Source organism: Roseateles toxinivorans, from assembly GCF_004362525.1.
Taxonomy (GTDB): Bacteria; Pseudomonadota; Gammaproteobacteria; order Burkholderiales; family Burkholderiaceae_C; genus Paucibacter; species Paucibacter toxinivorans.
Genome location: NZ_SNXS01000004.1, coordinates 166005 through 192959, shown reverse-complemented (window position 1 = coordinate 192959; position 26955 = coordinate 166005). Strand labels below are relative to the sequence as shown.

Sequence of the window (26955 nt, the reverse complement as noted above, 5' to 3'; positions counted from 1 at the left end):
GGGCCAGGGCCCCGCGAAGAGGCCTCAGGACGCCACGGCCGTCAGCTCGGCCAGGCGCTCCTGCAGGGCCGCTACCTGCTGCTTCAGGGCCGTGTTCTCGACCATCAGCGTGTCCACCGCCTGCTGCAGCTGGGCGACCTGCGTGTCGCTTTCCCAGGGCGGAGTGCCGGCATCGGCGGGGCCTTCCGGCGCCGCCTCGGCCGGCGGGCGCGAGGCCGACCTGGCTTCACGCACCCGTTTGGCCGCCTCGCGCAACTCCTTCTTGCCACCGGCCACGGCCGCCACCTGTTCCTCGCTCGGCAGGCTGGCCACGGCGGCCGCGGCATTGATCGATATCGTGCCCTGCTTGACCGCCTCCACCAGCTCCGGCGCGGCGCTCTTCTGGATCTTCTCGATCTGCACCACCGTGTTGCTGCTGATGCGGGCGGCCTTGGCGATGGCCTCGCGCGAGTTCAGTGGCTCGGGCGCCGGCGGCGCGCCCTCGACCGCTGCCGCGGCGACCGGGGCGGGCTCGCTGGCCGCCTGGCTGCGCCGAGCCGCGATGATGGCCTTCTTGCGCAGCGCCAACACGCCGCGCTGGAAGTCCGACACGCTGCGCCGGCCCAGGTGCTGGTCGATCATCCACAGGTGCACGTCGTCCATGGAGGTGAAACGGTCGTTCTGCACGGTCTGGAATGACAGGCCGTGCTTCTGGCAGATGCCGTAGCGGTTGTGCCCATCGACCAGCACCTCGCCCCACAGCACCAGCGCGTCGCGGCAGCCCTCGGCCAGGATGCTGCGCTCCAGCGCCTGGTGTTCGTCGGGCGTCAGCGGGTCGATATAGGCGCGCAGTTCTTCAAGTACCGTGATGTTCATGTCGGGGCGGGGAGCGAGGAGCGAAGAAGGGGCGGCATTCTATGTCGCCCCCGGCCCAGGTCCGGATCTGACCGATTCTGGTCCGCTGCCGGCTCGACAGCAGCTTGCGGCTCGGGCACGCTGTGCGCCTGACTCCGCGACCCACAGGACAAGCCATGCTCCAACTCCGCCCCAGCTGTGAACACTGCAACAAGGCGCTGCCGACCTCCTCCACCGAGGCCCGCATCTGCTCTTACGAATGCACCTTCTGCGCCGGCTGCGTCGATGCGGTGCTGGGCAATGTCTGCCCCAATTGCGGTGGCGGCTTCGTGCCGCGGCCGGTGCGGCCGGCGCGCAACTGGAAGGGCGACAACTTCCTCGACAAGCACCCGGCCAGCACGACGGTGAAGCACCGGCCGGTTGATGCGGCTGCCCATGCGCTCTTTGCTGCGGCCATCAGCGGGATTGCACCCGAGCAGCGCTGAAGGCCTGCGCCGGGTCAGGGCCTGCTCTCGATGATAGGGCCCGACAGCGCGCCCAGAAACACCGCCAGATCCTGAATCTCCTGCACCGAGAGCCGGATCGGCTTGCGCTCGGCATGGGCCGATCCGCCCGACGCCAACTCGGAGGTACCGCGCACCGCTGGCGGCGACTTCGCGTAATGCGCCACCACCTCGTCCAGGCTGGTGAACTGACCGGCATGCATATAAGGCGGGCGCAGCGCGACATTGCGCAGGCTGGGCGTCTTGAACGCCGCCTCCAGCTTAGGGTCGTCGGTGACCATGAAGCGCAGCTCCTGGCATTGCTGAGGGCCTGCATCGCTGAAGGACCCGAGGCAGTTGAACTCGTCACCCTGCACCTTGGCAATGGCTGCCGCGCGGCCGGCATCGGGGCGGCTGCGGTCCAGGGGCGGTACGCCCGTGTTGTGGAAGTGCTGGTCGCTGAGCAGCGGGCCGCTGTGGCAGGTGATGCACTGGCCCTTGCCGATGAACAGGCGCAGGCCCTTCAACTCCTGGGACGTCAGCACCTGCTGGCCACCGGCGTCGTTGGCGACCACGGCCTGGGCATAGCGGTCGAAGCGCGAGGGGCCGTAGCCCAGCGTGCGTTCATAGGCCGCGATCGCCTTGCCCATATGGGCGAACACACGTGAGACCTGCTCCCGCGCGGCCGGGGGCATCGCCTCCCATGCGGCCCGCTCGCCGGCATCGCCCAGGGGCCCGGCGTCCTGCGGCACACGAGCCAGATCCGGCAGCGCACCAAACAGCGCCTCGTACTCGGCCCGGTAGTGGGCCTGCAGCAGATGGGCATAGCGGGCACGGTTGCCGCCATGTTCGACAGCGTCCTCCAGCGGGCCCAGCGCCTGCGACCAGAGGCTGTCCTTGCGACCATCCCAGAACAGCCAGGGGCTGTGCGCCGCGCCCATCAGGGGCATGGCGCGCCGCGTGCCCGTCCCCACCCCCTTGCCCAAGGCCCGCCCGTCCTGGAACTGCTTGTCCGGGGCATGGCAGCTGGCGCAGGACACGGCCTGGTTGCGGCTGAAGCGCACATCGTTGAACAGGCGCTTGCCCAATTCGGCGGCAGCCGGCAGCTGCTCAAAGCGGTTCGACGGGTCGGCGGGCAGCGGCGCAAGCTGATTCAAACGCAGCGAGGCGATCAGCTCGCGCTCGTCCGCCGTCCAGCGCTCAATGCCCCAGATGGCGCCCTCGGCAATGCCTATGCCGCCGGCCACCGCCAGCACGACGGCCAGCAGGGACCGGCACAGCCGTGAACCGATGGCGTCCATCACAGGCCCGCCTTGGGCTGGGCGACGACGGTGTTGAACGTCACCTTGTCGCTGCCCTGCGCCGCCTCGATGTTCAGCTTGATCTCCCACCAGCCGCCCATGCTGAACTTCATGCCTTCGAGCAGATAGCTGCCATCGGCCAACTGCTGCGTCACCTGGGGGCGCGTCGGCAGGCCGTGGCCGTGCTGGGGCATGCCGCCATCGATGGCGATGCGCGCGCCCTGCACCGGCGCGCCGTCGGCGGTGGTCAGCCGGATCTGCCAGCTGTGCAGCTGGTTGATGGCCGCCGGCTTGGGTGGCGGTTGCAGCGCCACGATGAACCGGCCGTTCGCACTGGGGTGTTGCAGCGACAGGTCGAGATCGGGGGGCGGGCTCGCGCAGCCGGCGGTCAGCACCAGGGCTACGGCTGCGAGCAACAAGGAGGGCGAGCGAGACAGCATGAGGAGACTCCATGAATGATGAAAGAGAACAGAGTCGATTCTCTGCAGCGCGGCCCGCCCGCACTTGAATGAAAGGGCTAAGCTATGCACGCTCCAACCGGCCTGCCACCTATGCACGTCACCCCTTCAACGCGGCCCATCGCACCAGCAGTCAGCCGGCTGACCGTGTCCGCCGGCCGAGTGCATTTCTGGCCAGGTGGCAGCCTGTGGATTGGCCAGGGCAGCGGGCTGTCCGACTGGCACGACCACCATGCGTTGCAGATCGCGCTGGCGCTGGACGGCATTTGCCGGTTTCGAGATCTGGAGGACGGTTGCTGGTCGTCGTTCACGGGCGCCCTGGTGCGCTCGCACTGCAAGCACCAGTTCGAGATCGAGGGCGCGACGGTGGCCCATCTGTTCATCGAACCGGAAACCACGGCGGGCCGGATGCTGACCCGGCACTTTGCCGCCCAGGGCATCAGCCCCCTGCCCGACGCGGAGCGCGATGACATGGCCGACCTGCTGCTGGCTGCCTACCGCCGTGGCGCAGGTGACGAAGCAATGGTGGCCACGGCCCGTGCCGCCTTGGCCCTGCTGACCAACGAGCCGCTGGCCGACGACCCGGTGGATCCGCGCATAGGCAAGGCGCTGGACTACATCCGCACGCACTTGCACGCGCCGATCACGCTGAGCGACGCTGCCTCAGCCGCCGCGCTGTCACCGGGTCGATTCCGGCACCTGTTCGTGCAGGAGACCGGCAGCGCCTTTCGTGCCTATCTGCTGTGGCTGCGTCTGAACGCGGCGATACAGTGCGCCATGGCCGGTCAGTCCTGGACCACCGCCGCCCACGAGGCCGGCTTCGCCGATTCGGCCCACCTGACGCGCACCTTCAGGCGCATGTTCGGCATCAACCCGGCGACGCTGCTGCGGGTGTAGCCGCTCAGGCCGCCGGCACCACCAACGCATCTCTGACAAAGCGTACCAGCGCCCGCGCCGTCTCCGAGCCGGCAGGCACCGGTAGCGTCAGCGCATGCACCCACTCGCCCTGATCGACCAGCAGCCGCCAGCCCGGCAGCAGATCGACCAGGCCGCTGGCCGGGCCCACGCAGAAGTCGGGCAGCAGCACGATGCCGGTGCCGTGGCGGGCCATCTCCATCAGGCTGTCCATGTCATTGCCCCAGGCAGCAGCCTGCAGCATCACCGCTTCGGCGGCGCCATCGTCATGGCACCAGTGCCCGGGTCGCGCCTCCTCGTTCTGCCCGATCAGCAGGCAAGGCAAGCTGGCCAGGGACTGGGGGCCGGACAGCGCCGTTTGACCGGCCGCGCCATAGGCGCGCACGGCAAAGCGCAGCACTGGCTGGGCGACCCAGTCTTCGGGCGGACGCCCGGTGATACGAAAGGCCAGGTCCAGGCCCTCGCGCAGCAGGTCCACCCGCCGGTCGGTCACCAATAGCTCGTAGCGCAGCGCCGGATGCAGCGCCTGGAAGCGGGCCAGCAGCGGCGCCAGCACATGCCGGCCGAAGCTCAGCGGCGCGCTGATGCGCAGCGTGCCACCCAGTTGGTCGCGCTGGCTGCGCAGGGCCAGGCGCGCGCCCTCGGCGGCCTCGTGCACCGACCGAGCGCGGGCGTGCAGGCGCCGCCCGGCCTCGGTCAGGCCCAGGCTGCGGGTGCTGCGGGCGAACAGGGCCAGGCCCACGGCCGCCTCGATGGCGGCCACGCGCCGGCTGACGGCCGCCCTGGTCAGCCCCAACTCGCGCGCGGCCTGGGCAAAGCTGCCGGCCTGGGCGATGCGGGCAAACAGCTCCAGCGCATTGGCGTCCAGCGCAGCGTCGGCCGCGGTGAGGCGGTTGCGCGAAATCCTGGCGGTCTTTGTCATCAAAATGGAAGCAATGTGTGGCCTCCGATCAGTCTAGTCGCTTGTTTGTTGCCAATCTAGACTGAACTCCATCCCCTTCAGGAGTTTCAGATGAGCCGCAAGCCCCCTGGCACCGAGCCGCCAACCCGTCCCACCCAGTTGCGCTGCGCCGATGGCCGCCTGCTGACCGCTTGCTGGTACGAACCCAGCGGGCCTGTGCGGGCGGTGGCGGTCGTCAACCCGGCCACGGCGGTGGCCAGCGTCTTCTACAGGGCATTCGCCCAGTGGCTGGCGCGGCGTGGCTACGCCGTGTTGTGCTACGACTACCGGGGCGTCGGTGCCTCCTTGCAGGGCCGCGTCCAGGACGAGCCGGCCCGCCTGCGCGACTGGGCCCAGCTGGACATCGCGGCCGCGCTGCGCGCCGCCCACCGGCGCCGGCTGCTGGAGCAGACACAGCAAGGCCGCGAGCTGGGCCTGCTGCTGATCGGCCACTCGTTCGGCGGCAACGCGGTGGGTCTGGCCCCCGGCTATGAACAGGCCGATGCGCTGCTCGGCGTGGCAGCCCAGGCCGCCGACTGGCGCAACTGGCGCGGCCTGAACAAGGCCAAGGTCTGGCTGTTCTTTCACGCGCTGTTGCCGGCGCTCAGCCATGCCTTCGGCCATGCCCCCGGCTGGGTGCTGGGCGCCCGGGCCCACGACATGCCGAAGGCGGCGGCACTCGAATGGGCCCGCTGGGGCCGGCGACGCGGCTTCATGTTCACCGACCCGAGCCTGCAGACCGATCTGGGCTATCACCACTTCACCGGGCCGGTGCACCTGTGGAACATCAGCGACGATCATCTGTTCGGTCCAGCGCGGGGTGTCGATCATCTGGCGGCGCAGTTCCGCAGCGCGGCGGTGGCGCGTCACACCCTGGCGCCGCAGGCCGTGGGGGCGCGGACCATCGGCCACTTCTCCCTGTTCCGCCGCGAGCTGGGCGAGCGTATCTGGCCACTGCTGCTGGCACCGATAGAGGCTGCCACGCCGCGGCTGCGCAACCGCCTTGGGCAACCGTCACCGGGTTGAATGCCGCAGCTACCCTGCTGGCTTGAAGGCGCAAGACGACCTTGCGGTAAATGCGGGAAAGCCCCTGCGCGGCCCCCCCGAGCGGCGCCGGGATAATGGCGGGGACGGGTTCGCTCCTTTGCACAAAGCGCGGTCACCGGCGACCCCACAAGGACGGTGTATGAGCGCGTTGGTTGAGCAGGTCACGACAGAGCTTGGACAGCTGCAGCTGCCGCGGCAGGAACTGGCCCGCGGTGTCGATGCGCTGCGAACCCTGGGCCTGGACCCGTACCTCCGGCAAGTGCCGGAACAAGGCGGGCTGACCCTGCTGCCGCAGGCCGTGCAGCAGCTTGCGCCCGGCCATGACACCACCGGCCTGAGCCAGGCGCTGGGCCTGGACACGGAGGCCAGCGAGGCCGATCTGCAGCGCGAGATCTGGCTGGCCCTGCTGGCCACGCCGTTGCAGCAGAGCTTCCCCTCGTTTGCCGAACTGGCCGCTGCGGTGCGCATGCGCGTCAATATCGTGCACGCGGCGCGCAAGACGGCGCTGGCCTTCCAGACCAGCGTCGCCGAACGCCCCGCCGGCCTGTGGACCTATGCCCGTGAGACCGGCTTCACCGTCCAGCCCGGCTGTTCGCTGATCGACGCGCTGGAGCGCGCCACCCAACCCGAGCGCAGCGGCCAGCTCTATGACTTCTCCTGCTACCGGGCCACCGAGTACGTGATCCTGCTGGCCATTGCACAGGAGGCAAAGCTTCACCATCCGGCCCTGTACGCGCGGCTGCAGCTGCAGAGCGAGCGGCGCGCGGTGATGTCGGGACGCTTTCACGACGTCTTCCTGCGCGAGCTGGGCAGCACCGAGGCGCCGCTGCCGCCGGCCTATTACGTGCCCGGCGACCGGGTCTGGTTCCGCAACCCCGACCCGGCCTCGTCCGATGTGTCCGGCTATGAGGGCTCCTGGGTGTTCTACCTCGGTCAGGGCCTGTTCTGCAATTTCTGGAAGCGCGACCAGCCCTTCACGCTGCGCAGCAAATGCGTCGAGATCTACCATTGGCGCGATGCCGTCTATCTCGATGCCGAAGGAGAACCTCGCATCGACGAGGCCCGCGTGACCGAGCATGTGCAGCGCACGCTGAGCGATGCCCGAGCCACCGAGGCGGTGCTGGCCACCATGCTGCGCCTGCGCGACCCGGCCCGCCAGTACCTGGACGGCGGCTGCATAGACCGCACCCGCGAAAGCCCGCGCTGGGTCTGCCCCGGCAGCAGCGATATTCAGTTGCCGGACGCCTGAGCCCTCTTCAGACCAGCCCGGCCTTGCGGCTTGTATCGCCGCAAGTCCTTCGCCAGGCACGGGCTCCTTCCGGACCCCGTGTCCGGGCTCAGCCACGCAGGTGACAGGCCACCCAGTGCCCGTCGCTGCTCTGCTTCAGCTCGGGTGACTCGCTGGCGCACAGCGGCAGCTGCTTGACCGGGCAGCGGGTGTGGAAGTGGCAGCCGGTCGGCGGGTTGATCGGGCTGGGCACATCGCCCTGCAGCATGATGCGTTTGCGCTTCAGGGTCGGGTCGGGGATGGGCACGGCCGACAGCAGCGCCTCGGTGTAGGGGTGCAGCGGCCGGCTGTAGAGCTCGCGCGAGCTGGCGATCTCGACGATGCGCCCTAGGTACATCACCGCCACCCGCGTGCTAGTGTGCTCCACCACCGAGAGGTCGTGCGCGATGAACAGATAGGTCAGATTGAACTTGGCCTGCAGGTCTTCCAGCAGGTTGATGACCTGGGCCTGGATCGACACATCCAGCGCCGACACCGCCTCGTCGCAGACGATCAGCTTCGGGCTCACCGCCAGCGCGCGGGCAATGCCGATGCGCTGGCGCTGGCCGCCGGAGAACTCATGGGGATAGCGGCGCAGATGGTCGGCGGACAGGCCCACCGTCTCCAGCAGATCGACGATGCGGGCCTCGTAGTCGGCCCGGGTCTTGGTCAGCTTGTGTATCGTCAGCGCCTCGCCGATGATGGCGCCCACCGTCATGCGCGGGTTCAGCGAGGCGTAGGGGTCCTGAAAAATGATCTGCATGTCGCGCGCCAAGGCGCGCAGCTCGGTCTTACCCAGCGCCGTGACCTCGCGGCCGTCGAACCAGACCTGGCCCGAGGTCGGCTCGATCAGCCGCAGGATGCAGCGCCCGGTGGTCGACTTGCCGCAGCCCGATTCGCCGACCAGGCCCAGCGTTTCGCCGGCCGCGAGTTCAAACGTGACCCCGTCCACCGCATGCACCCGTGCCTGCTCGCGGCCCAGAAAGCCGCCCTTGATGCCGAAGTGCTTGACCAGCTTGTCGACGCGCAGCAGCGGAGCGTTCATAGGATGCAGGCTACCTTGTGGCCGGGTTCGATTTCGCGCAGCATCGGCGTCTCGGCGGTGCAGGCAGCACTGGCGTACTTGCAGCGCGGAGCGAAGCGGCAGCCCTCGGGCGGGTTGATCAATTTGGGTACCGTGCCGGCAATCGCCTCGAGCCGGACCTTGTGCGTGGCGGCCAGGTCGATGCGCGGGATCGAGCGGATCAGGCCCTGGGTGTACGGGTGGCGAGGGTTGGCGAACAACTGCTCCACCGTCGCCTCCTCGATGACCTTGCCGGCATACATCACGATCACCCGCTGCGCGACCTCGGCAACGACGCCCATCGCATGGGTGATCAGCAGGATGCTCATGCCCAGCCGCGCCTTCAGCTCGGCCAGCAGCTCCAGTATCTGGGCCTGGATGGTGACGTCCAGCGCCGTCGTCGGCTCGTCTGCGATCAGCAGCTGCGGGTTGCAGCTCAGCGCCATCGCAATCATCACGCGTTGGCGCATGCCTCCGGAGAACTGGTGCGGATAGTCGCGCACGCGGCGCTCCGGCGTCGGGATATTGACCAGGCGCAGCATCTCGACCGCGCGGTCCATCGCATCGCTGCGGTTCAAGCCCTCTTGCAGACGCAGCACCTCGGCGATCTGCTGGCCCACCGTATAGACCGGGTTCAACGAGGTCATCGGCTCCTGGAACACGATCGCGATCTGCTTGGCGCGGATGCGGCGCATCTCGCTCTCGGGCAAGGTCACCAGGTCCCTGCCCTGCCAGAGAATCTGCCCGGCGGCGATGCGGCCGGGCGGCATCGGCAGCAGCTTCAACACACTCATCGCCGTGACCGACTTGCCGCAGCCGGACTCGCCGACCACGCAGACGGTTTCGCCGCGGTTCACCGTCAGGTCCACGCCGTCGACCGCGTGCAGCCAACCGGCATCGGTGGCGAAATGGGTCTTCAGGCCACGGATCTCGAGCAATGGGGCTTCCTGGCTCATCACATGACCTTGCGCGGATCGAGCGCGTCGCGCAGTCCGTCGCCAATGAAGTTGATCGTCAGCACCGCCAGAAAGATCGCCAGGCCGGGGAACATCGCCCAGTGCGGCGCGATGTCCAGATAGTCCTTGGCGTCGAACAGTATGCGGCCCCAGGTCGGGATGTCGGGCGGGAATCCCAGGCCCAGGAAGGACAGCGTCGATTCGGCGATGATGGCCGCCGCCACGTCGATGGTGCCGGCCACGATCACCGGGCCCAGCGCATTGGGCAGGATGTGGCGCGTCACCTGGCGAGGCGTGCTGGCGCCCAGGGCCCGCGCCGCCTCGACGAACTCCTTCTCGCGCAGCGAGAAGAACTGCGCCCGCACCAAGCGCGCCACCGGCATCCAGCGAAAGCCGCCGATGACGACGACGATCAGTATGAATACGCCGACCTCGGGGCCGAAGGTGTCCTTCAGGCCGTCGCGGAACAGGTAGATGATCAGCAGCAGCAGGGGCAGCTGCGGCAGCGAGAGGAACAGATCGGTCAGCCACATCAGGCCGGCGTCAACACTGCCTCTCGAGATGCCGGCAATTGCGCCGATCAGCACCCCCACCACCACCGCCATCAGCATCGCTGCCAGGCCCACGGCCAGCGAGATGCGGCCGCCGTAGAGCAGGCGGGCCAGCAGGTCCTGGCCCAGGTCGTCGGTGCCCAGAGGATGGGCCAGCGACGGGCCTTTCAGCCGGGCGGTGAAGTCAATGTCATTGATGGCCAGCTTCCACACCATGGGGCCCAGCAGCACGGCGGCCACCATCAGCGCCAGTATCACCAGGCTGAGCATGGCCATGCGGTGGCGCTTGAAGCGCCGCCAGGCCTCGCCCCAGGGCGAGACATGTTGCGCCGCCGCGCTAGCGGTAGCTGATGCGGGGATCGAGCCAGCCATAGAGCAGATCAGCCATGAGATTGAAGAAGATCACCAGACAGGCGAAGACGAAGGTCACGGCCATGATCACCGGCGTGTCATTGGCCAGGATGGCGCTGATCAAGAGCGAGCCTATGCCCGGAATGCGGAAGATCTGCTCGGTGACGATGGCGCCGCCAAACACCGCCGGCATCTGCAGCGCCACCAGGGTCACGACGGGTATCAGGGCATTGCGCAGCACATGCTTGATCACCACCCCGCCCTCGGACAGGCCCTTGGAGCGGGCGGTGGTCACATAGTCGAGCCTGATCACGTCGAGCACGGCCGAGCGCACATAGCGCGTCCAGCTCGCACCCTGAAACAGGCCCAGCACCAGCACCGGCATGATGGACTGCTTGATGTGCTCCCACCACCAGGCCCAGCCGGTGGCGGCGATGTCGGCGCGATAGACGAAGGGCAGCCAGTCCAGCGTGATCGAGAACAGCAGGATGAAGAGCAGGCCGGTGAAGAAGGTCGGCAGCGAAAAGCCGACGAAGGCCAGCGTGTTGGCGACCTGGTCGAAAATCGAATACGGCCTGGTGGCGGCGAACACGCCTACCGGGATCGCGATCAAGAGGGCCAGGACTTGCGAGCTGCCTATCACCACCAGCGTAGTGGGCAGGCGCTGCAGTATCAGCTGGTCCACATCGACGCGGCTCACGAACGAGAAGCCCCAGTCGCCCTGCAGCATGGCGAACAGCCAGCGGAAGTAGCGCTGCCAGACCGGATCGTCCAGGCCGAACTTGGCGCGCAGCATCTGGCGCACTTCGGCCGGCACATTGGGGTTGGTGGCCAACTCCTCGAACGGATCACCGGGCGCGAGCGCCAGGATGGTGAACAGGACCACGCTGATGCCCAGCAAACTGGGCAAGGCGTAGAGGAGTCGGCGCAGCAGGTACTGGAACATTCAGCTCGGTGTCATCGTCGCTATAAAGTTCTCACCCTCTCAGGCTTCACGGAACCAGTCCTTGAGATTCCAGAGGTCGTTGTCCCAGCCGCTCAGCGGCGCATAGAGCTTGCTGGCCACGGCGGCCACGCGGGGCCGATAGACGACCGGAATCACCACCGGGTCGCTGCAGATCAGATCATTCATCCGGATGAACAGTGCGGCGCGCTTGACAGGATCGAGCTCGTTCTCCGCCGCGCGGAAGGCCTTGTCGTACTCGTCGTTCTTCCAGCGGGCGATATTGCGGCCCTGCCACTTGTTCTCCTTGGTCGAAAACTCCCAGGACACGAACTGGTTCATGAACAGCTCGGCGTCGGGCTGTGTCATCGTCGTCGTGTACATCTCGACGTCGCAGAAGAACTTGGTATAGGTATCGGGGTTGCCCACATCGGACGAAAAATAGACCGACGAGGTGATGGCCTTCAGCTCCAGATCGACGCCTGCCTTTTGCGCGGCCTGCTTGATGATGGCCTGGGTCTTCTGGCGCGGCGCATTGATCGAGGTCTGGAACACCAGCTTGAGCTTCTTGCCGCCCTTCTCGCGTATGCCGTCGTTGCCCTTCTTCCAGCCGGCCGCCTCAAGCACGGCGCTGGCCTTGTCCACATTGAACTCCCACTTCATCGTCTTGGAGCGGAAGCGTTCGGGGTTGTTCAGGAAGTTGGCCGTGGCCACACCGGTGCGGCCGTAGATGAACTCCTGCACCGCGCCGCGATCGACCAGCAGATTCAAGGCCTGACGCACGGCCTGGTCGGACATGATCGGGTGGCGGCTCTTCGGGTGGGCCCGTTCGCCGTCGACCTCGGTCCAGGGGTCGGCCATGTTCAGCACGATGAACTCGATATTGCCGCCCGGGGTGATCGTCACCTTGCCCCGGCCGCCGGCCTCCAGGCGCTTGAGGATCTCGTCCTCGACCTGCATATTCCAGGCGTAATCAAACTCGCCGGTCTGTATCACCGCGCGCGCGGCCGATACCGCGTCGCCGCCGCCCTTCATCTCTATGGTGTCGAAGAAGGGGCGGTTGTCGAAGTGGTAGCTGGTGTTGATGGCGCCACGCACCATGTCACCCGGCTTGAAGTCGACGAACTTGTAGGGGCCGGTGCCCACCGGCTTCAGATTGGCGGGTGCATCGCGCGACTTGGCACCGATGAAATCGGCGAACAGATGCTTGGGAATCAGCATGCCGCGGGTGCCGACAAAGGGGTCGGCCCAGAACGGCGTCGGCTTCTTGAAGGTCACCTTGACGGTATGGCTGTCGATCTTCTCGACCTTGCAGTCCTTGTAGGTGCCGACCGTGACCGCCGCGGTGTCGGGGTGGCTGGCGTACTCCCAGTTGAACACGCAGTCATCGGCCGTGAAGGGCTTGCCGTCATGCCAGGTGGCGCCGCGCTTGAGCTTCCAGGTCACCGACATGCCGTCCTTGGACAGGCCGCCGTTCTGCACAGAGGGAATCTCGGCAGCGAGTATCGGCACCAGGTCGCCATCGGCGTTCCAGGCCGCCAAGGGCTCGTAGAAGATGCGCGCGCCCTCCTGGTCCTTGGTGCCGGTGGCGAAGTGGGGATTCAGCAAGGTGGCGCCCTGCCACCACAGGAGCTTCAAGGCCCCGCCACCGCCGCGCTTGGTCGGTTTGTAGCCCGAAGGCGCCTGAGCCTGGGCGATGCCTGCATGCATCAGCATCTGGCCGGCCATCGGGGCGGTGAGTCCCAGCGCCAGCATGCGCTGGACAAAGGCCCGGCGGGCCAGTCGACCCTCACGCACGTCTTCGATCAGTGTGCGTAACGCTTGCTCTTGCATGGGTAACCTCCGCAAAGCCAATGACGGTGTGTGACCAAAGTGACAACCCATGCTAGCAGCGCTGCACCCAATGCTTGATTGGGGTAGGCCCTGAGAGAGCGTCCTCTTTTCGGGCAGTTGCACCAAGCGTGCCAGCACCGACAATGCCCGCCATGCCGCCCCGCCCCCAAGCGCCCTCCATCAAGCACCGCCGCCGGCTCTTTGCCCTGCTGTGGATGAGCCCGGCCCTGCTGCCGTTGGTCTGGTGGCTGCTGAAGCCCGCCGGCGTGAGCGTGCGGGTGGAAACAAAGACCTGGCAGCTGGCGATCGAGATCGAGACCCTGGTCGAGGACCATGGCTCAAGCTGGTGCGACGAAGTGCCCAGCGGCGTGCGCGTCACACTGCGGCGCACCATGATCGATCCCAGCGGCGTGCGCACCGCCCCTGCCGAGCATTGCCGCTACACCGGTCCGCAGTGGCGTGCGCTGCACAGCGCAATGGCCGAGGGTCGGGCCCCGGCGCCACCGCTGTGGCCGAAGCTCTCTCTGGCGCCGGTCCCCGACCCGCCCCCGCTCGGCGCCGAGCGCCCGGGCAAGCGGCATGAACGCTATGAGATCCGGCTGCGCGCCGCCTCGGGCCAGACCTGGACCTGCCGCCTGCCGCTGGCCCAATGGCAAGGCGTGACCCCGGACCTCAGCTTTCTCCTGCAGGTGGACCGCCACGGCGTGGCCCACTGCGGCAGCGTGCCGGGCCAGCGCTCAACGGCTCATTGACGGACGCGAGGACCGCCGCCCTGTAGGGCCTGGGCCTGGGCGCGGCGCGCGCGCTCGATGCCACGCCGCTGCTCCTGCTCGGCCTCGATCAGGCGCTCACGCGCCGTCAGCACGCGCGGCCGGTTGGCGGCAATCGCGGCCTGGTCCAGGTTCTGTCCCCAGCTCAAACCGGCCCGCAGCGGTGTCGGCGGCGCCAGGCGGTCGGTGGTGCCGGCGTCCAGCCAGGGCATGATCTGCTCCAGCACCAGGGCCACACGGGGTCGTATCGCCGGCTCGCCGATACGACCCCGCTGGCCCCAACTGACGATCAGGTCGGTGCTGGTGCCGCCCGCGGGCCGGGGCGTCGTGACGGCGAAGTCACGCAACACGCCGTAGCGCAGCTGCATCATCGCCTCCTCGACCAGCATGGCCGGATCCTCGGCCGACACCGTCTCGCCAATCGGCATCGAATAGCTGTAGTCGTCGTTGACGCGGTCAAGGCTGAAGAAGCGGGCCACGTCCTCGGGCCCATAGGCGATCTGCTCCGCTGTGGCCGTCACCCCGAAGAACTGCACCCGCCCCAGGGCGACCATCTCCTGCGAGTAGAAGGGCAGACGCTGCGCCAGATCCGCCGCGGGCGTAAGCGCCGGACCGGCCTGCCAGACGCGCAGGCTGCCGCTGAGCTGTGTGTGCAACCGGGGCGGCACCAGATCCGCGGCATGGGTGAGTTCGTGATACAGCAAAGGCCCCAGCGTGTAGGCAAGCCTGGACAGCTCGCGCGGCCTGCGTTCGGCCACCGGATAGACGCCATCGGCATGGGCGTTGTTCAACACATAGCGCCAGGGCGCGCTGTAGCGCAACTGCGCGCCATAGTCGCTGCGCGGATCGGGCGTCTCGCTGATGGTGTCGCGCTGCTCAGGCGTCAACCACAGATAGCCGGCATCGAGATAGATAGCCCCGGTGGCGCCCCAGTAGAACGCCGGCCGCACACGCCCGCCTATCACCACCGCCGTGCTGGCATTGAGCAGGCGACGGAAATCGCCATGGCTGTCCTGCTCGCGCAGAAAGGCCTCGAAAGCCTCGCCCATCCAGTCGTTCGACACCAGCACGCGACGCATCACCTGCTCGACGGTCGGCAGCTCGCCGCGGGTTTCCTGGCCCAGCAGCGGCAGACGCCCCAGCGTGCAGGTGTTGTTGCGGTCCAGGCTGGGCGTGTAGATGCAGTCCTTCAGCGCCTGGGCATGGGGACCCCCGGCAAGATAGGGATAGACGCGTGAGACCGGGTCGCTGGCAGGGAACAGCGCATCCGAGGCCGCCTGCCGCGGCGGGGCCTGCACCAGCAGCCGGAAGTCCTGGCTGAGCTGGCGCCCCCCGGTCAGGCTCACCTGGGCGCGCAGGCGCAGCAGGCTGTCCTGGCTCACCACCGGCGCTTTCAGCAGCACGCGCCAGCCGGTGCTTTCCTGCAAGGCGGTGCTGGGGCCATCGACCACCGTCCAGTTCACCGTGGCGGTATCGCGTTCGTCCTGGCTCAGGCTCGCCGCCCAGGCCCGCACCGACAGCGGTCCATTGCTGTAGGCCGAGGGCTCGCCGCGCAGCAGCAGGCCGGTATCCGCGGCCGCCGCCACATTGAATTCGGCCTGGCCACTGCGCACCCTGCCCTGCGCGTCCTGGAAGCTCACCTCGAAGCGATAGCTGCCCGGCTCGGACGGCTCGAGCGTGAGTGCCTGCGAGCGTGCGGACATCAGCCTCAGCGTGGGCCCCGCCACCTGCGTCCAGCGCAGCTCGCTGAAGACCTGCCCGGCGGCGCAGCCGAGCAGGCTCAGTTCGGCGTTGCGCCCCACCTGGGCGCCAGCGGGCAGCTCGAGCCGGGCCACCGAGCCAGTCTGGCACTGGGTGCTCAGCGAGGGCTCGACGGGCGGAGGTTCGGGGGTCGGTGCGGGGGCGGGTGCGGAGCCGCCTCCGCCGCCACAGGCACTCAAGGCCACCAGACAGACCAGGGCCCAGGCCCGGCCCGTGATGCGCAGCATCTTCATTGTTTGCATTCCCGCTCAGGTCTTAAATACCGGCATTCTGGCCGACGACAAGTGTCAGGTCTTGCTTGGCCGTGACCTTGATGCCGAAGTCATCCCATCCAGCCGCCGCTCCGTCGCGCATGCACCGATCTGGTCGCTTGACGGTCCCTGCCCGACAGGCCGGCCCCTAGCATACGGCCCTTCCCGGCACGCCCCATTCTTCATGCAAAACCGTCTCCTTGCGACCAGCCTGCTGCTGGCGCTCAGTGCATCGGCCCACGCCGCCGAACTTCTCGTCGAGCCAGTTCAAACGGGTCCGGCCGACCCAAGCCTGCAAAGCTACAACCTGCAGGAGCAGCGCGAGCTGCGCGTGTTTGCGCGCTCGGCAGCGGGATTCAAGAAGTCCGCCATCTTCTGGCAGCGCCGTGTCGACGGGCTATGGCAGGCTCCGCAGGCGCTGCCTTTCGCCGACCCGCGCTGGCGCGACCCAGACCCTCACCTGAGCGGCGACGGCAAGACGCTGACCTTCCTCTCCGACCGCCCCCTTGATGGCGAGAAGCCGCTGGGGCAGCTGGACCTGTTCGAATCCCGCTGGGCCGATGGCCAATGGAGCGCGCCGCAGCGCCTGGCCGAGGCCGTGCAAAGCCCCGCGTACGAGTTGGGGCCGGAGCGCTATGGCGAACGCCTGTACTTCGCGTCCTACCGCAAGGGCGGGCCGGGCGAGCTGGCCATCTACCAAAGCGATAGCCTGGCCGGTGGCGAACACAGCGCGCCGCTTGCGCTGCCCGCACCGATCAACTTGGGTCCGTCGAACAGCGACTTCACGCTGTCGCCGGATGGCCGCTACGCGCTGTGGTGGAGCGACCGCAGCGAGAGCAAGGCCAGGCAGGACGGCGACCTGTTCCTGGCGGAACGCGTCGGCGCCGAGTTCGGCCCGGCGATACGCCTGCCGGCCCCGGTCAACAGCCCGGGCTTCGAGTTCACGCCTTCCGTCAGCAGCGACGGCCAGTGGCTGATATTCGCCTCCACCCGCCCGGGCCAACATGCTGCAGGGCTGTCGCAGCTCTACCGGGTCAGCTGGCCCGCCCTGCTGGCCGAACTGGGCCCTCAGGCCGAGGCCCACAGCCAGGCCCAACTGCAACAGCGCATCGGCGATCTGTGGCGCACCTTCAACAGCCCCGCCGGCGGCAAGGCCAACGCCGAGCTGCTGCGCCCGCTGCTGCATCCACAGGCACGTGTCTGGGGCCAGCGCCTGAAAGACGCCAGTCTCGACATGCGCAGTTGGTCGGGCACCGAGTTCCTGGCCGCGCTGAACGAGGCCACGCCCAAGGCGGTTTTCGAGTGCGAAGTCCATCGCGAGCTGCGACGCTATGGGGCCCATGCCCAGGTCTATAGCGTGGTCGAGACCCGCTACAACAGCGCCGACGGCCCGGCCGCCTTCACAGGTGTCAACAGCAGCCAGTGGCAGCTAGGCCCGCAGGGCTGGCAGCTGCTGTCGCTGCACTACGCGCTGGAGTTGCCGGGGCAGGCGCCGGCGCCGCGGACGCGGCGCAACGGCGACTGCATGGGCTGAAGGCTCAGCTCTTGCGCGGCGGCGGCACGTCCGTGCACGAGCCGTGCGCGATCTCGGCCGCCATGCCGATGGACTCGCCCAGGGTCGGGTGCGGATGGATGGTCTTGCCGATGTCCACCGCGTCGGCGCCCATCTCGATGGCCAGGGCGATCTCGCCGATCATGTCGCCGGCATGGGTGCCGACGATGCCGCCGCCAAGGATCTTGCCGTGGCCATGGGCTTCCGGGCTGTCATCGAACAGCAGCTTGGTGAAGCCCTCGTCGCGGCCGTTGGCAATGGCGCGGCCCGAGGCCGTCCAGGGGAACAGGCCCTTCTTGACCTTGATGCCCTGGGCCTTGGCCTGGTCCTCGGTCAGACCGACCCAGGCCACTTCCGGATCGGTGTAGGCCACGCTGGGGATCACGCGGGCGTCGAACTGGCTGCGCGCCAGCTTGGCGTCGCCCAGGATGGTGCCGGCGGCAACTTCGGCCGCCACATGGCCCTCGTGCACGGCCTTGTGCGCCAGCATGGGCTGGCCCACCACATCGCCGATGGCAAAGATGTGCGGCACATTGGTGCGCATCTGCACATCGACGTTGATGAAGCCCCGGTCGGTGACCGCCACGCCGGCCTTCTCGGCGGCAAGCTTCTTGCCGTTGGGCGTGCGGCCCACGGCCTGCAGCACGAAGTCATAGACGCCCTCGCTCTTGGCGCCGTCCAGGCCCTCGAACTGCACCTTGATGCCTTCGGGCGTGGCCTCGGCCCCCACCGTCTTGGTCTTCAGCATGATCTTGTCGAAGCGTTTGGCATTGAGCTTCTGCCAAACTTTGACGAGGTCGCGGTCGGCGCCCTGCATCAGGCCGTCCAGCATCTCGACGACGTCCAGGCGCGCGCCCAGGGTCGAATAGACCGTGCCCATCTCCAGGCCGATGATGCCGCCGCCGATGATCAGCATCTTCTTCGGCGTGCCGGCCAGTTCCAGCGCGCCGGTCGAATCAACAATGCGCGCGTCGTCCGGCAGGAAGGGCAGGCGCACCGCCTGCGAGCCGGCAGCGATGATGGCCTGCTTGAAGTGCACGGTCTTGCTCGTGCCGCTCTTCTGCTGCGCGGAGCCCGTGGTCTCCTCGACCTGCAGATGGTTGGCATCCGCAAAGCTGCCATAGCCGCGCACGATGGTGACCTTGCGCATCTTGGCCATCGCGGCCAGGCCGCCGGTCAGCTTGCCAATGACCTTTTCCTTGTGGCCGCGCAGCTTGTTGACATCGACCGTCGGCGCGCCGAAGTCCACGCCCAGATCGGCCATGTGCGAAACCTCGTCCATCACCGCCGCCACATGCAGCAAAGCCTTGGAGGGGATGCAACCGACGTTGAGGCACACACCGCCCAGCGTGGCATAGCGCTCGACCAGCACGACCTTCAGCCCAAGGTCGGCGGCACGGAAGGCGGCCGAATAGCCGCCGGGGCCACCGCCCAGCACCAGCACGTCGCAGTCCAGATCGGCCGTGCCGGTGTAGGTGGCGGCGGTGGGCGCAGCCACAGGTGCTGCGGCGGCAACCGGTGCAGGCGCAGCAGCAGGCGCCGGCGCCGGCGCCGGCGCCGGCACTGCGGCCGCATCGGATTCCAGCATCAGCAGCACCGTACCCTGATTGACCTTGTCGCCCAGGGCGACCTTCAACTCCTTGACCACGCCGGCATGGGACGACGGAATCTCCATCGAGGCCTTGTCGCTCTCGACGGTGACCAGGCTCTGCTCGACCTTGATCGTGTCGCCGGGCTTGACCAGCAATTCGATCACGGGCACATCCTTGAAGTCGCCGATGTCGGGGACTTGAACTTCAATCAACGCCATGGATTTCTCCGAGAAATGGGTAGCCCGGATGGAATCCGGGGTTCTGCTTGTGGGGCGGTCCCGGAGTGCATCCGGGCTACGAACACGCCTTAGAGCACGATGCGGCGGAAGTCTGCAAGCAGTGACGCAAAGTAGACGTTGAAGCGAGCGGCCGCAGCGCCGTCGATCACGCGGTGATCCCAGCTCAGGCTCAGCGGCAGCATCAGGCGCGGCACGAACTGCTTGCCGTCCCACTTCGGCTCGATGGCACTCTTGCACACGCCCATGATGGCCACCTCGGGCGCGTTGATGATGGGCGTGAAATAGCGCCCACCGATGCCGCCCAGCGACGAGATCGTGAAACAGCCGCCGCTCATCTCGGCCGGCGCCAGCTTGCCGTCGCGTGCCTTCTTGGCCAGCTCGCCCATCTCCTGACTGATCTGGAAGATGCCCTTCTTGTCGGCATCCTTGAGCACCGGCACCATCAGCCCATTCGGCGTATCGGCGGCGAAGCCGATGTGGAAGTAGTTCTTCAGCACCAGCTGATCGCCGTCGAGCGAGCTGTTGAAATCGGGGAACTTCTTCAGCGCAGCGACCGCCGCCTTGATCATGAAGGCCAGCATCGTCACCTTGACACCCGACTTCTCGTTCTCCTTGTTGGTGGCCACACGGAAGGCCTCCAGCTCGGTGATGTCGGCATCGTCATGGTTGGTGACATGAGGGATGACGACCCAGTTGCGGTGCAGATTGGCGCCGGAGATCTTCTTGATGCGCGGCAGGTCCTTGCGCTCGACCGGGCCGAACTTCGTGAAGTCCACCTGCGGCCAGGGCAGCAGGCCGGGGAACGCGCCACCGGCAGTGGCCGCCGCTGCCGGCACCTTGGCCTTCTGCGCCGTGGTCTGCTGTTCGCCGCTCATGATGCGCTTGACGAAGTCCTGCAGATCGCCCTCGGTGATGCGGCCCTTGGGGCCTGTGCCCTTGACCTCGGCCAGCGGCACGCCCAGCTCACGAGCCTGCTTGCGGATGCTCGGCGATGCGTGCGGCAAGTTGCCAGTTGGCGCAGTCGGCTCGTGGGCCGGCAAGGCGGCGGTGGGCACCTGGCGCTCGGCCGGGGCTGCTGCAGGTGTGGCAACCGTTGTTGCTGCAGCCACGGGAGCGGCGGCGGCTGCCGCTGGGGCGGCAGTCGCAACGGCACCGGCCACCTCCAGCACCACCAGCAGGCTGCCCTTGGCGATCTTGTCGCCCAGCGCAACCTTCAGCTCCTTGACCACGCCGGCATGCGAGGACGGAATCTCCATCGAGGCCTTGTCCGACTCGACGGTGACCAGGCTTTGTTCGGCCTTGACCGTGTCGCCGACTTTGACGAAGACCTCGATCACGGCCACGGACTCGAAGTCGCCAATATCAGGCACAACGACCTCGACCAGCCCGGCAGGCGCCGCGGCCGCCGGAGCAGCAGCAGCAGCAGGCGCAGCCACCGGTGCCGGCGCCGCTGCAACAGCCAACGTCGGTATCGCCGCTGACGCGGCGCCCGTTTCCAGCACCAGCACCACCGAGCCCTCGTTGACCACATCACCGACCTTGAGCTTGATCTCCTTGACCACGCCCTCGGCCGATGACGGAATCTCCATCGAGGCCTTGTCGGATTCGACGGTGATCAGGCTCTGCTCGGCCTTGACCGTGTCGCCCACCTTGACCAGCAGCTCGATCACCGCCACGTCCTTGACGTCCCCGATGTCGGGGACCTTGATGTCTACCAATGCCATGTCTTGTCTCCGGTGCGCGGCCGATTAGGCGTAGAGCGGGTTGATGCGATCGGCCTTGATGCCGTATTTGGCGATCGCCTCGGCCACCTTGGCCATCGGCACCGTGCCCTCATCGGCCAGCGCCTTCAGCGCGGCGACGACGATGTAGTGACGGTTGACCTCGAAGTGCTCGCGCAGCTTGCTGCGGAAGTCGCTGCGGCCGAAACCGTCGGTGCCCAGCACCTTGTAGGTACGGCCCTTGGGGATGAAGGCTCGGATCTGCTCGGCGTAGTTCTTCATATAGTCGGTCGAGGCGATCACCGGACCATTGTGTGGCTGCAGCTGCTGCGTCACGAAGGGCACGCGGGCCGCTTCGAGCGGATGCAGCAGGCTCCAGCGCTCGGCGTCCTGGCCGTCGCGGGCCAGCTCGTTGAAGCTCGGGCAGCTCCAGACATTGGCGGCCACGCCCCAATCGTCTTCCAGCAGCTTCTTGGCGGCCTGGCTTTCGCGCAGGATGGTGCCCGAGCCCAGCAGGTTGACGCGCGGGGTCAGCTTGGCTGCTTCATCAAGCAGATACATGCCCTTGATGATCTGCTCTTCGGTGCCCGGCTTCAGGCCCGGCTGCGGGTAGTTCTCGTTCAGCAGGGTGATGTAGTAGTACACGTTCTCCTGCTTCTCGACCATGCGCTTCAGGCCATGCTGCATGATCACCGCCACTTCGTGCGCGAAGGTCGGGTCGTAGCTGATGCAGTTCGGTATCGTGCCGGCCAGGATGTGGCTGTGGCCGTCCTCGTGCTGCAGGCCTTCGCCATTCAGCGTGGTGCGACCGGACGTGCCGCCGAGCAGGAAGCCGCGCGCCTGCATATCACCCGCCGCCCAGGCCAGGTCGCCGATGCGCTGGAAGCCGAACATCGAGTAATAGACGAAGAACGGAATCATCACCCGGTTGTTCGTCGAGTACGAGGTCGCCGCGGCAATCCAGCTGGCCATGCCGCCGGCCTCGTTGATGCCTTCCTGCAGGATCTGGCCGGCCTTGTCCTCGCGGTAGTACATCACCTGGTCCTTGTCGACCGGGGTGTACTTCTGACCATCGGGGTTGTAGATGCCGATCTGGCGGAACAGCCCTTCCATGCCGAAGGTGCGCGCCTCGTCCACCAGGATGGGCACGGTGCGCGGGCCCAGATCCTTGTCGCGCAGCAGCTGCGTCAGGAAGCGCACATAGGCCTGTGTGGTCGAAATCTCGCGGCCCTCGGCGGTGGGCTCCAGCACCGCCTTGAAGGTGTCAAGACCCGGCACCACCAGCTGCTCGTCCGACTTCGGCCGGCGCTTGGGCAGGTAGCCGCCCAGGCTCTCGCGGCGCTCGTGCAGATAGCGCATCTCGGGCGTGTCGTCGGCCGGCTTGTAGAAGGGGATGCCGTCGGCGATCTGCTGGTCGTTGACCGGGATGTTGAAGCGGTCGCGGAAGCTCTTGATGTCCTCGTCGGTCAGCTTCTTGGTCTGGTGGGCGGTGTTCTTGCCTTCGCCGCTCTTGCCCATGCCGAAGCCCTTGACGGTCTTGATCAGCATCACGGTCGGCTGGCCGACGGTGTTCACGGCCTTGTGATAAGCGGCATAGACCTTCTGCGGATCATGGCCGCCGCGGTTCAGGCGCCAGATGTCGTCGTCGCTCATCTTGGCAACCATCTCCAGCAGCTTGGGGTGCTGGCCGAAGAAGTTCTTGCGCACGAAGGCGCCGTCATTGGCCTTCATCGCCTGGTAGTCACCGTCGACGGTGTCCATCATCACCTTGCGCAGCAGGCCGTCCTTGTCGCGGGCCAAGAGCGGGTCCCAGTAACCGCCCCAGATCAGCTTGATGACGTTCCAGCCGGAGCCGCGGAATTCACCCTCCAGCTCCTGGATGATCTTGCCGTTGCCGCGCACCGGGCCGTCCAGGCGCTGCAGATTGCAGTTGACGACGAAGATCAGGTTGTCGAGCTTCTCGCGGGCGGCCAGGCCGATCGCGCCCAGCGATTCCGGCTCGTCCATCTCGCCATCGCCGAGGAACACCCACACCTTGCGCTTGCTGGTGTCGGCAATGCCGCGGGCATGCAGGTACTTCAGGAAGCGTGCCTGGTAGATCGCCATCAAGGGACCCAGGCCCATGGACACGGTGGGGAACTGCCAGAACTCGGGCATCAGCTTCGGGTGCGGGTAGCTGGACAGGCCCTTGCCGTCCACCTCCTGGCGGAAGCTCAGCAGCTGCTCCTCGGTGATGCGGCCTTCCAGGAAGGCGCGGGCATAGATGCCGGGCGCGCTGTGGCCCTGGATGTAGAGCAGGTCGCCGCCATGGCCTTCGCTGTCGCCATGCCAGAAATGGTTGAAGCCGCAGCCCAGCATCGTCGCCAGCGAGGCGAAGCTGGAGATGTGGCCGCCGAGGTCGCCACCGTCCTCGGGGTGCAGGCGATTGGCCTTGACGACCATGGCCATCGCGTTCCAGCGCATATAGGCACGCAGCCGTTCCTCGATCTCGATATTGCCGGGGAAGCGCTCTTCCTGGTGGGTCGGGATGGTGTTGACGTAGGCCGTCTTGGCCGAGAACGGCACGTCGATGCCGGCTTGGCGGGCGTGATCGATCAGTTGCTCGAGCAGGAAGTGGGCGCGGTCCCCGCCCTCGCTGCCAATGACGGCGGACAGGGCGTCCAGCCACTCGCGGGTTTCTTGCGAATCCTCATCATTGGCGCTGGCGCCTAGATAGGGTTGGGGGATGGCGCTCATGCTCGTCTCCTGAATTAGGCATACACAACTATTTTGTCGCGAGCGAAGTTTCGCACAAGTTTTTGTAATTTCAAATAGCGCTAGTCGATTTCATTATGTGGGATCTACGTATTTTTCGGCCTGCCCCGGGGCCCTGGATAATCGCCCCATGCAACTCTCCTTTTCCGTCCCGACGGCGCTGCGCGAATTCGGCCTGCTGCTCAAGCGCCGCTATGCCACCTGGTGGCGGCGCCAGTCGCCGGCCCGGCAGGACCGCTTCGCCACCTTGGGCCCGCTGATCTCGGTGATGCTGTTCCTGGCGGCCATCATTGCCGCCTTCTGGTATCTGCGGAACGAGGAGAACGAGCGCGAGGCCGAGGCCGTCAAGCGCGACACCGAGATCGCCCAGCAGCAGATACGCCTGCGCCTGATCGAGAACCAGGAGCAGCTGGTGCGCATTGCCCGCGAGCTGGTGACACGCAGCATAGACACGCAGGAATTCATCGCCCAGACCGCCAGCTTCACCCGCGAGAGCCCGGAGATCACGCAGATCACCTGGGTCAATGCGCGGCGCGAGCGCAAGGCCAGCATCACGGCCTCAAGCTTCCACCCGGAGACCGACCCGATCTCCGACAAGCGCGATCCCTCTATGCCGGTGGCCGACTCCGGCGCCCCCTCGGAAATCGCCTTCACCAATGCCAAGGAACGGCGCCAGCCGATCTACTCGCCGCCGTTCACCGACGCCAGCGGCGCCAATGTGTTCCAGATCCATGTGCCGCTGCTGGACCGCAGTGGTTTCTCGGGCACCCTGATCGCCGAGTACTCGGTCGAGGCCCTGCTGCGCTACTACGTGCCCAGCGAGGTGTCGGCCCGCCATCCGGTGGCCGTGCTGGACGCCAGCGACCAGGTGCTGACCAGCACCGTCACGCCCATGCCCGGCCAGGTGCCGCGCCGCCCATCCATCTTGCACGAAGTGCCGCTGGCGCCGGCCGTCAACGGCCTGGTGCTGCGCGGCCAGGGCTACCGCACGTCCATAGGCCTGATCAGCAACACCTTGTTCTGGATGGTGCTATCGCTGTCCGGCCTGACGGTGTGGATGCTGCTGGGCACCTGGCGCCATATGCGCCGGCGGCTGCAGATGCAGAACGCCCTGGTGTCGGAGACCAATTTCCGTCGCGCGATGGAAAACTCGATGCTGACCGGCATGCGCGCCATGGACATGGACGCGCGCATCACCTACGTCAACCCCGCCTTCTGTGCGATGACCGGCTTCTCCGAGAACGATCTGATCGGCCGCCGCCCGCCCTTCCCCCACTGGCCGCGCGACCGCTTCGAAGAGAACGCGAGGCTGCTGCAGCAGGAGCTGCAGGGCCGCAGCCCGGCCGGCGGCATCGAGGTCAAGGTGATGCGCAAGGACGGCAGCCTGTTCGATGCGCGCATGTATGTCTCGCCGCTGATCGACCCCAAGGGCGCGCAAAGCGGCTGGATGACCTCGATGACCAATATCACCGAGGCCAAGCGTGTGCGCGACCAGCTCTCGGCCTCGCATGAGCGCTTCACCACGGTGCTGGAGGGGCTGGACGCGGCGGTGTCGGTATTGTCGGTGCAACAGGGCGAACTGCTGTTCGCGAATCGCTCCTACCGGCTGTGGTTCGGCGCCGACCCCGGCGGCCATGCGCTGCTCGCCGGCAGCCAGATGGGCGAGACGGGGGGCAGCAAGGGTGATGCCGGCGAGGCGGTGGACTCCTTGAGCGGCCTGCCGACGCAGGAGCTGACCGAGGTGGGCTCGGATCCGCGCGAAGTCTTCATCGAGGCGCTGGGCATGTGGTTCGACGTGCGCGCGCGCTATCTGCAATGGACCGACGGTCGCCTGGCGCAGATGCTGATCGCCACCGACATCACCGCCCGCCTGCGCGCCGAGGCGGTGGCGGCCCAGCAGGCCGAGAAGGCCCAGGTCACCAGCCGGCTGATGACCATGGGCGAGATGGCGTCCAGCGTGGCCCACGAGCTGAACCAGCCGCTGACGGCGATCACCAACTACTGCAACGGCATGGTCTCGCGCGTCAAGGCCGACACGATACGCACAGAAGACCTGCTGGTGGCGCTGGAAAAGACTGCCAAGCAGGCCCAGCGCGCCGGCCAGATCATCCACCGCATACGCGCCTTCGTGAAACGCAGCGAGCCGCAGCGCCAGCCCTCGGCGGCCACGCAGATCGTCGAGGATGCGGTCGAACTGGCCGGCATCGAGCTGCGCCGGCGCAATGTCGCCATCCACAGCTATGTGGCCCAGCGCCTGCCCATGCTGATGGTGGACCCGATCCTGATCGAGCAGGTGGTGCTGAATCTGTTGAAGAACGCCGCCGAGGCGATTGACAACGCCAATCTACCGGCCTCGCGCCGCCATATTGAGCTGCGCGTCGTCCCCCGTCACACCCCCGAGGAAGGCGGCGGCATCGAGTTCAGCGTCACCGATATGGGACCGGGTCTGCCAGAGGAGGTGATCAGCCGGCTCTACGAGGCCTTCTTCTCGACCAAGGCCGATGGCCTGGGCATAGGGCTATCCCTGTGTCGCTCCATCATCGAGTCACATCGGGGCAGAATCCGTGCCCAGAACTTATACAATGGCCCAGCCGTCGTGGGCTGCCGTTTCTCGTTCACCATCCCAGTGGACATCCCGCGACCCGAGCCCGCAGGGGCTGTGAACATTTCTGCGACACCATGAGCCTGATCCCCAAAAAAGGTACTGTTTACGTGGTCGATGACGACGAGGCCGTGCGCGATTCGCTGCAATGGTTGCTCGAAGGCAAGGACTACCGCGTCAAGTGCTTTGACTCCTCCGAGTCCTTTCTGAGCCGTTACGACTCGCGTGAAGTGGCCTGCCTGATTTGCGACATTCGTATGGACGGCATGAGCGGCCTGGAGCTGCAGGACCGCCTGATGGAGCGCCACTCGCCGCTGCCCATCGTCTTCATCACCGGCCATGGCGACGTGCCGATGGCGGTGCAGACGATGAAGAAGGGCGCGATGGACTTCATCGAAAAGCCGTTCAAGGAAGAAGAGCTCTTGAACCTGGTCGAGCGCATGCTGGACCAGGCCCGCTCGGCCTTCAGCCAGCACCAGGAAGCCGCCAGCCGCGACGCCCTGCTGAGCCGCCTGACGACGCGCGAAGCCCAGGTGCTGGAGCGCATCGTCGCCGGCCGCCTGAACAAGCAGATCGCCGACGATCTGGGCATCAGCATCAAGACGGTGGAGGCGCACCGCGCCAACATCATGGAGAAGCTGAACGCCAACACCGTGGCCGATCTGCTGAAGATTGCCCTCGGCGCGCCCGCCAAGACTTGAATTGTTAGACCTCTGCAAAGGCCGCTGCTCAGCGGCCTTTGTCGTTTCTAGTCAGTTGGGGACCGAGCATT

Annotated in this window: 21 protein-coding genes; 8 read left to right on the top strand and 13 right to left on the bottom strand. The window is 67.0% G+C overall.

Annotation, left to right across the window (positions count from 1 at the left end; translation table 11 throughout):
• Window positions 1–24: 24 nt before the first annotated feature.
• Window positions 25–855, bottom strand: coding sequence for a ParB N-terminal domain-containing protein (locus DES47_RS16040; RefSeq protein ID WP_133701752.1), 831 nt, complete (start codon window positions 853–855; stop codon window positions 25–27).
• A 155-nt stretch (window positions 856–1010) separates the two neighbouring features.
• Between DES47_RS16040 and DES47_RS16035 the strand changes: the two genes are divergently transcribed.
• Complete coding sequence (locus DES47_RS16035) at window positions 1011–1319, top strand: DUF1272 domain-containing protein (RefSeq protein ID WP_133701751.1); 309 nt, start codon at window positions 1011–1013, stop codon at window positions 1317–1319.
• Between the two features lie 14 nt (window positions 1320–1333).
• Here the strand turns inward: DES47_RS16035 and DES47_RS16030 are convergent, their stop codons facing one another.
• Both DES47_RS16030 and DES47_RS16025 read right to left on the bottom strand, forming a co-directional pair.
• Window positions 1334–2617, bottom strand: coding sequence for a cytochrome-c peroxidase (locus tag DES47_RS16030; RefSeq protein ID WP_133701750.1), 1284 nt, complete (start codon window positions 2615–2617; stop codon window positions 1334–1336).
• Window positions 2617–3057: a FixH family protein gene (locus DES47_RS16025; protein WP_133701749.1), complete on the bottom strand. Its 441-nt coding sequence runs from the start codon at window positions 3055–3057 to the stop codon at window positions 2617–2619. The genes DES47_RS16030 and DES47_RS16025 overlap by 1 nt, the downstream gene beginning before the upstream one ends.
• 165 nt (window positions 3058–3222) lie before the next feature.
• Between DES47_RS16025 and DES47_RS16020 the strand changes: the two genes are divergently transcribed.
• Window positions 3223–3972 carry a helix-turn-helix domain-containing protein gene (locus DES47_RS16020; RefSeq protein ID WP_208115027.1) on the top strand — a complete coding sequence of 250 codons (750 nt, stop codon included), beginning with the start codon at window positions 3223–3225 and terminating at the stop codon, window positions 3970–3972.
• 4 nt (window positions 3973–3976) lie between these two features.
• On the opposite strand, the gene DES47_RS16015 is transcribed toward DES47_RS16020, so the two are convergent.
• Entirely contained in the window at window positions 3977–4912 is a 936-nt protein-coding gene (locus tag DES47_RS16015; protein WP_133701748.1) for a LysR family transcriptional regulator, read from the bottom strand.
• Window positions 4913–5002: 90 nt separating this feature from the next.
• Here DES47_RS16015 and DES47_RS16010 point away from each other — a divergent pair, with 90 nt between their 5' ends.
• Together DES47_RS16010 and DES47_RS16005 are read left to right on the top strand one after the other, a co-directional pair.
• Window positions 5003–5956, top strand: coding sequence for an alpha/beta hydrolase family protein (locus DES47_RS16010; protein ID WP_133701747.1), 954 nt, complete (start codon window positions 5003–5005; stop codon window positions 5954–5956).
• Window positions 5957–6116: 160 nt separating this feature from the next.
• Window positions 6117–7226: a hypothetical protein gene (locus tag DES47_RS16005; RefSeq protein ID WP_133701746.1), complete on the top strand. Its 1110-nt coding sequence runs from the start codon at window positions 6117–6119 to the stop codon at window positions 7224–7226.
• Window positions 7227–7314: 88 nt separating this feature from the next.
• Here DES47_RS16005 and DES47_RS16000 read toward each other — a convergent pair whose 3' ends face one another.
• Genes DES47_RS16000 through DES47_RS15980 form a run of 5 tightly spaced genes read right to left on the bottom strand, consistent with a single transcriptional unit; the run spans window position 7315 to window position 12941 of the window.
• Window positions 7315–8289, bottom strand: a complete 975-nt coding sequence (locus DES47_RS16000) for an ABC transporter ATP-binding protein (RefSeq protein ID WP_133701745.1) — start codon at window positions 8287–8289, stop codon at window positions 7315–7317.
• A complete protein-coding gene (locus tag DES47_RS15995) occupies window positions 8286–9263 on the bottom strand; it encodes an ABC transporter ATP-binding protein (RefSeq protein ID WP_133701744.1) in 978 nt (325 codons plus the stop codon). The genes DES47_RS16000 and DES47_RS15995 overlap by 4 nt, the downstream gene beginning before the upstream one ends.
• A complete protein-coding gene (locus tag DES47_RS15990; RefSeq protein ID WP_133701743.1) occupies window positions 9263–10186 on the bottom strand; it encodes an ABC transporter permease in 924 nt (307 codons plus the stop codon). Before DES47_RS15990 ends, DES47_RS15995 begins: the two co-directional genes overlap by 1 nt.
• Window positions 10152–11111, bottom strand: coding sequence for an ABC transporter permease (locus DES47_RS15985; protein WP_133701742.1), 960 nt, complete (start codon window positions 11109–11111; stop codon window positions 10152–10154). The genes DES47_RS15990 and DES47_RS15985 overlap by 35 nt, the downstream gene beginning before the upstream one ends.
• Window positions 11112–11150: 39 nt before the next feature.
• On the bottom strand, window positions 11151–12941 hold the full coding sequence (locus tag DES47_RS15980; RefSeq protein WP_133701741.1) for a peptide ABC transporter substrate-binding protein: 1791 nt from the start codon (window positions 12939–12941) through the stop codon (window positions 11151–11153).
• Between the two features lie 152 nt (window positions 12942–13093).
• On the opposite strand from DES47_RS15980, the gene DES47_RS15975 reads away from it, so the two are divergent.
• Window positions 13094–13693: a hypothetical protein gene (locus DES47_RS15975; protein ID WP_133701740.1), complete on the top strand. Its 600-nt coding sequence runs from the start codon at window positions 13094–13096 to the stop codon at window positions 13691–13693.
• Here DES47_RS15975 and DES47_RS15970 read toward each other — a convergent pair.
• Window positions 13687–15714, bottom strand: coding sequence for a hypothetical protein (locus DES47_RS15970; protein WP_133701739.1), 2028 nt, complete (start codon window positions 15712–15714; stop codon window positions 13687–13689). The genes DES47_RS15975 and DES47_RS15970 overlap by 7 nt on opposite strands.
• A gap of 193 nt (window positions 15715–15907) precedes the next feature.
• On the opposite strand from DES47_RS15970, the gene DES47_RS15965 reads away from it, so the two are divergent.
• Entirely contained in the window at window positions 15908–17257 is a 1350-nt protein-coding gene (locus DES47_RS15965) for a PD40 domain-containing protein (RefSeq protein ID WP_166652031.1), read from the top strand.
• 4 nt (window positions 17258–17261) lie between these two features.
• On the opposite strand, the gene lpdA is transcribed toward DES47_RS15965, so the two are convergent.
• The 3 genes from lpdA to aceE all read right to left on the bottom strand — a co-directional run bounded on the left by lpdA (window position 17262) and on the right by aceE (window position 23563).
• Complete coding sequence (gene lpdA, locus DES47_RS15960; RefSeq protein WP_133701737.1) at window positions 17262–19085, bottom strand: dihydrolipoyl dehydrogenase; 1824 nt, start codon at window positions 19083–19085, stop codon at window positions 17262–17264.
• A gap of 89 nt (window positions 19086–19174) precedes the next feature.
• Window positions 19175–20830, bottom strand: a complete 1656-nt coding sequence (gene aceF / locus DES47_RS15955; RefSeq protein WP_133701736.1) for a dihydrolipoyllysine-residue acetyltransferase — start codon at window positions 20828–20830, stop codon at window positions 19175–19177.
• A gap of 24 nt (window positions 20831–20854) precedes the next feature.
• Window positions 20855–23563, bottom strand: a complete 2709-nt coding sequence (aceE, locus tag DES47_RS15950) for a pyruvate dehydrogenase (acetyl-transferring), homodimeric type (protein ID WP_133701735.1) — start codon at window positions 23561–23563, stop codon at window positions 20855–20857.
• A gap of 148 nt (window positions 23564–23711) precedes the next feature.
• Between aceE and DES47_RS15945 the strand changes: the two genes are divergently transcribed.
• Complete coding sequence (locus DES47_RS15945) at window positions 23712–26264, top strand: PAS domain S-box protein (RefSeq protein ID WP_133701734.1); 2553 nt, start codon at window positions 23712–23714, stop codon at window positions 26262–26264.
• A complete protein-coding gene (locus DES47_RS15940) occupies window positions 26261–26884 on the top strand; it encodes a response regulator transcription factor (protein WP_133701733.1) in 624 nt (207 codons plus the stop codon). Before DES47_RS15945 ends, DES47_RS15940 begins: the two co-directional genes overlap by 4 nt.
• Window positions 26885–26955: the final 71 nt, after the last annotated feature.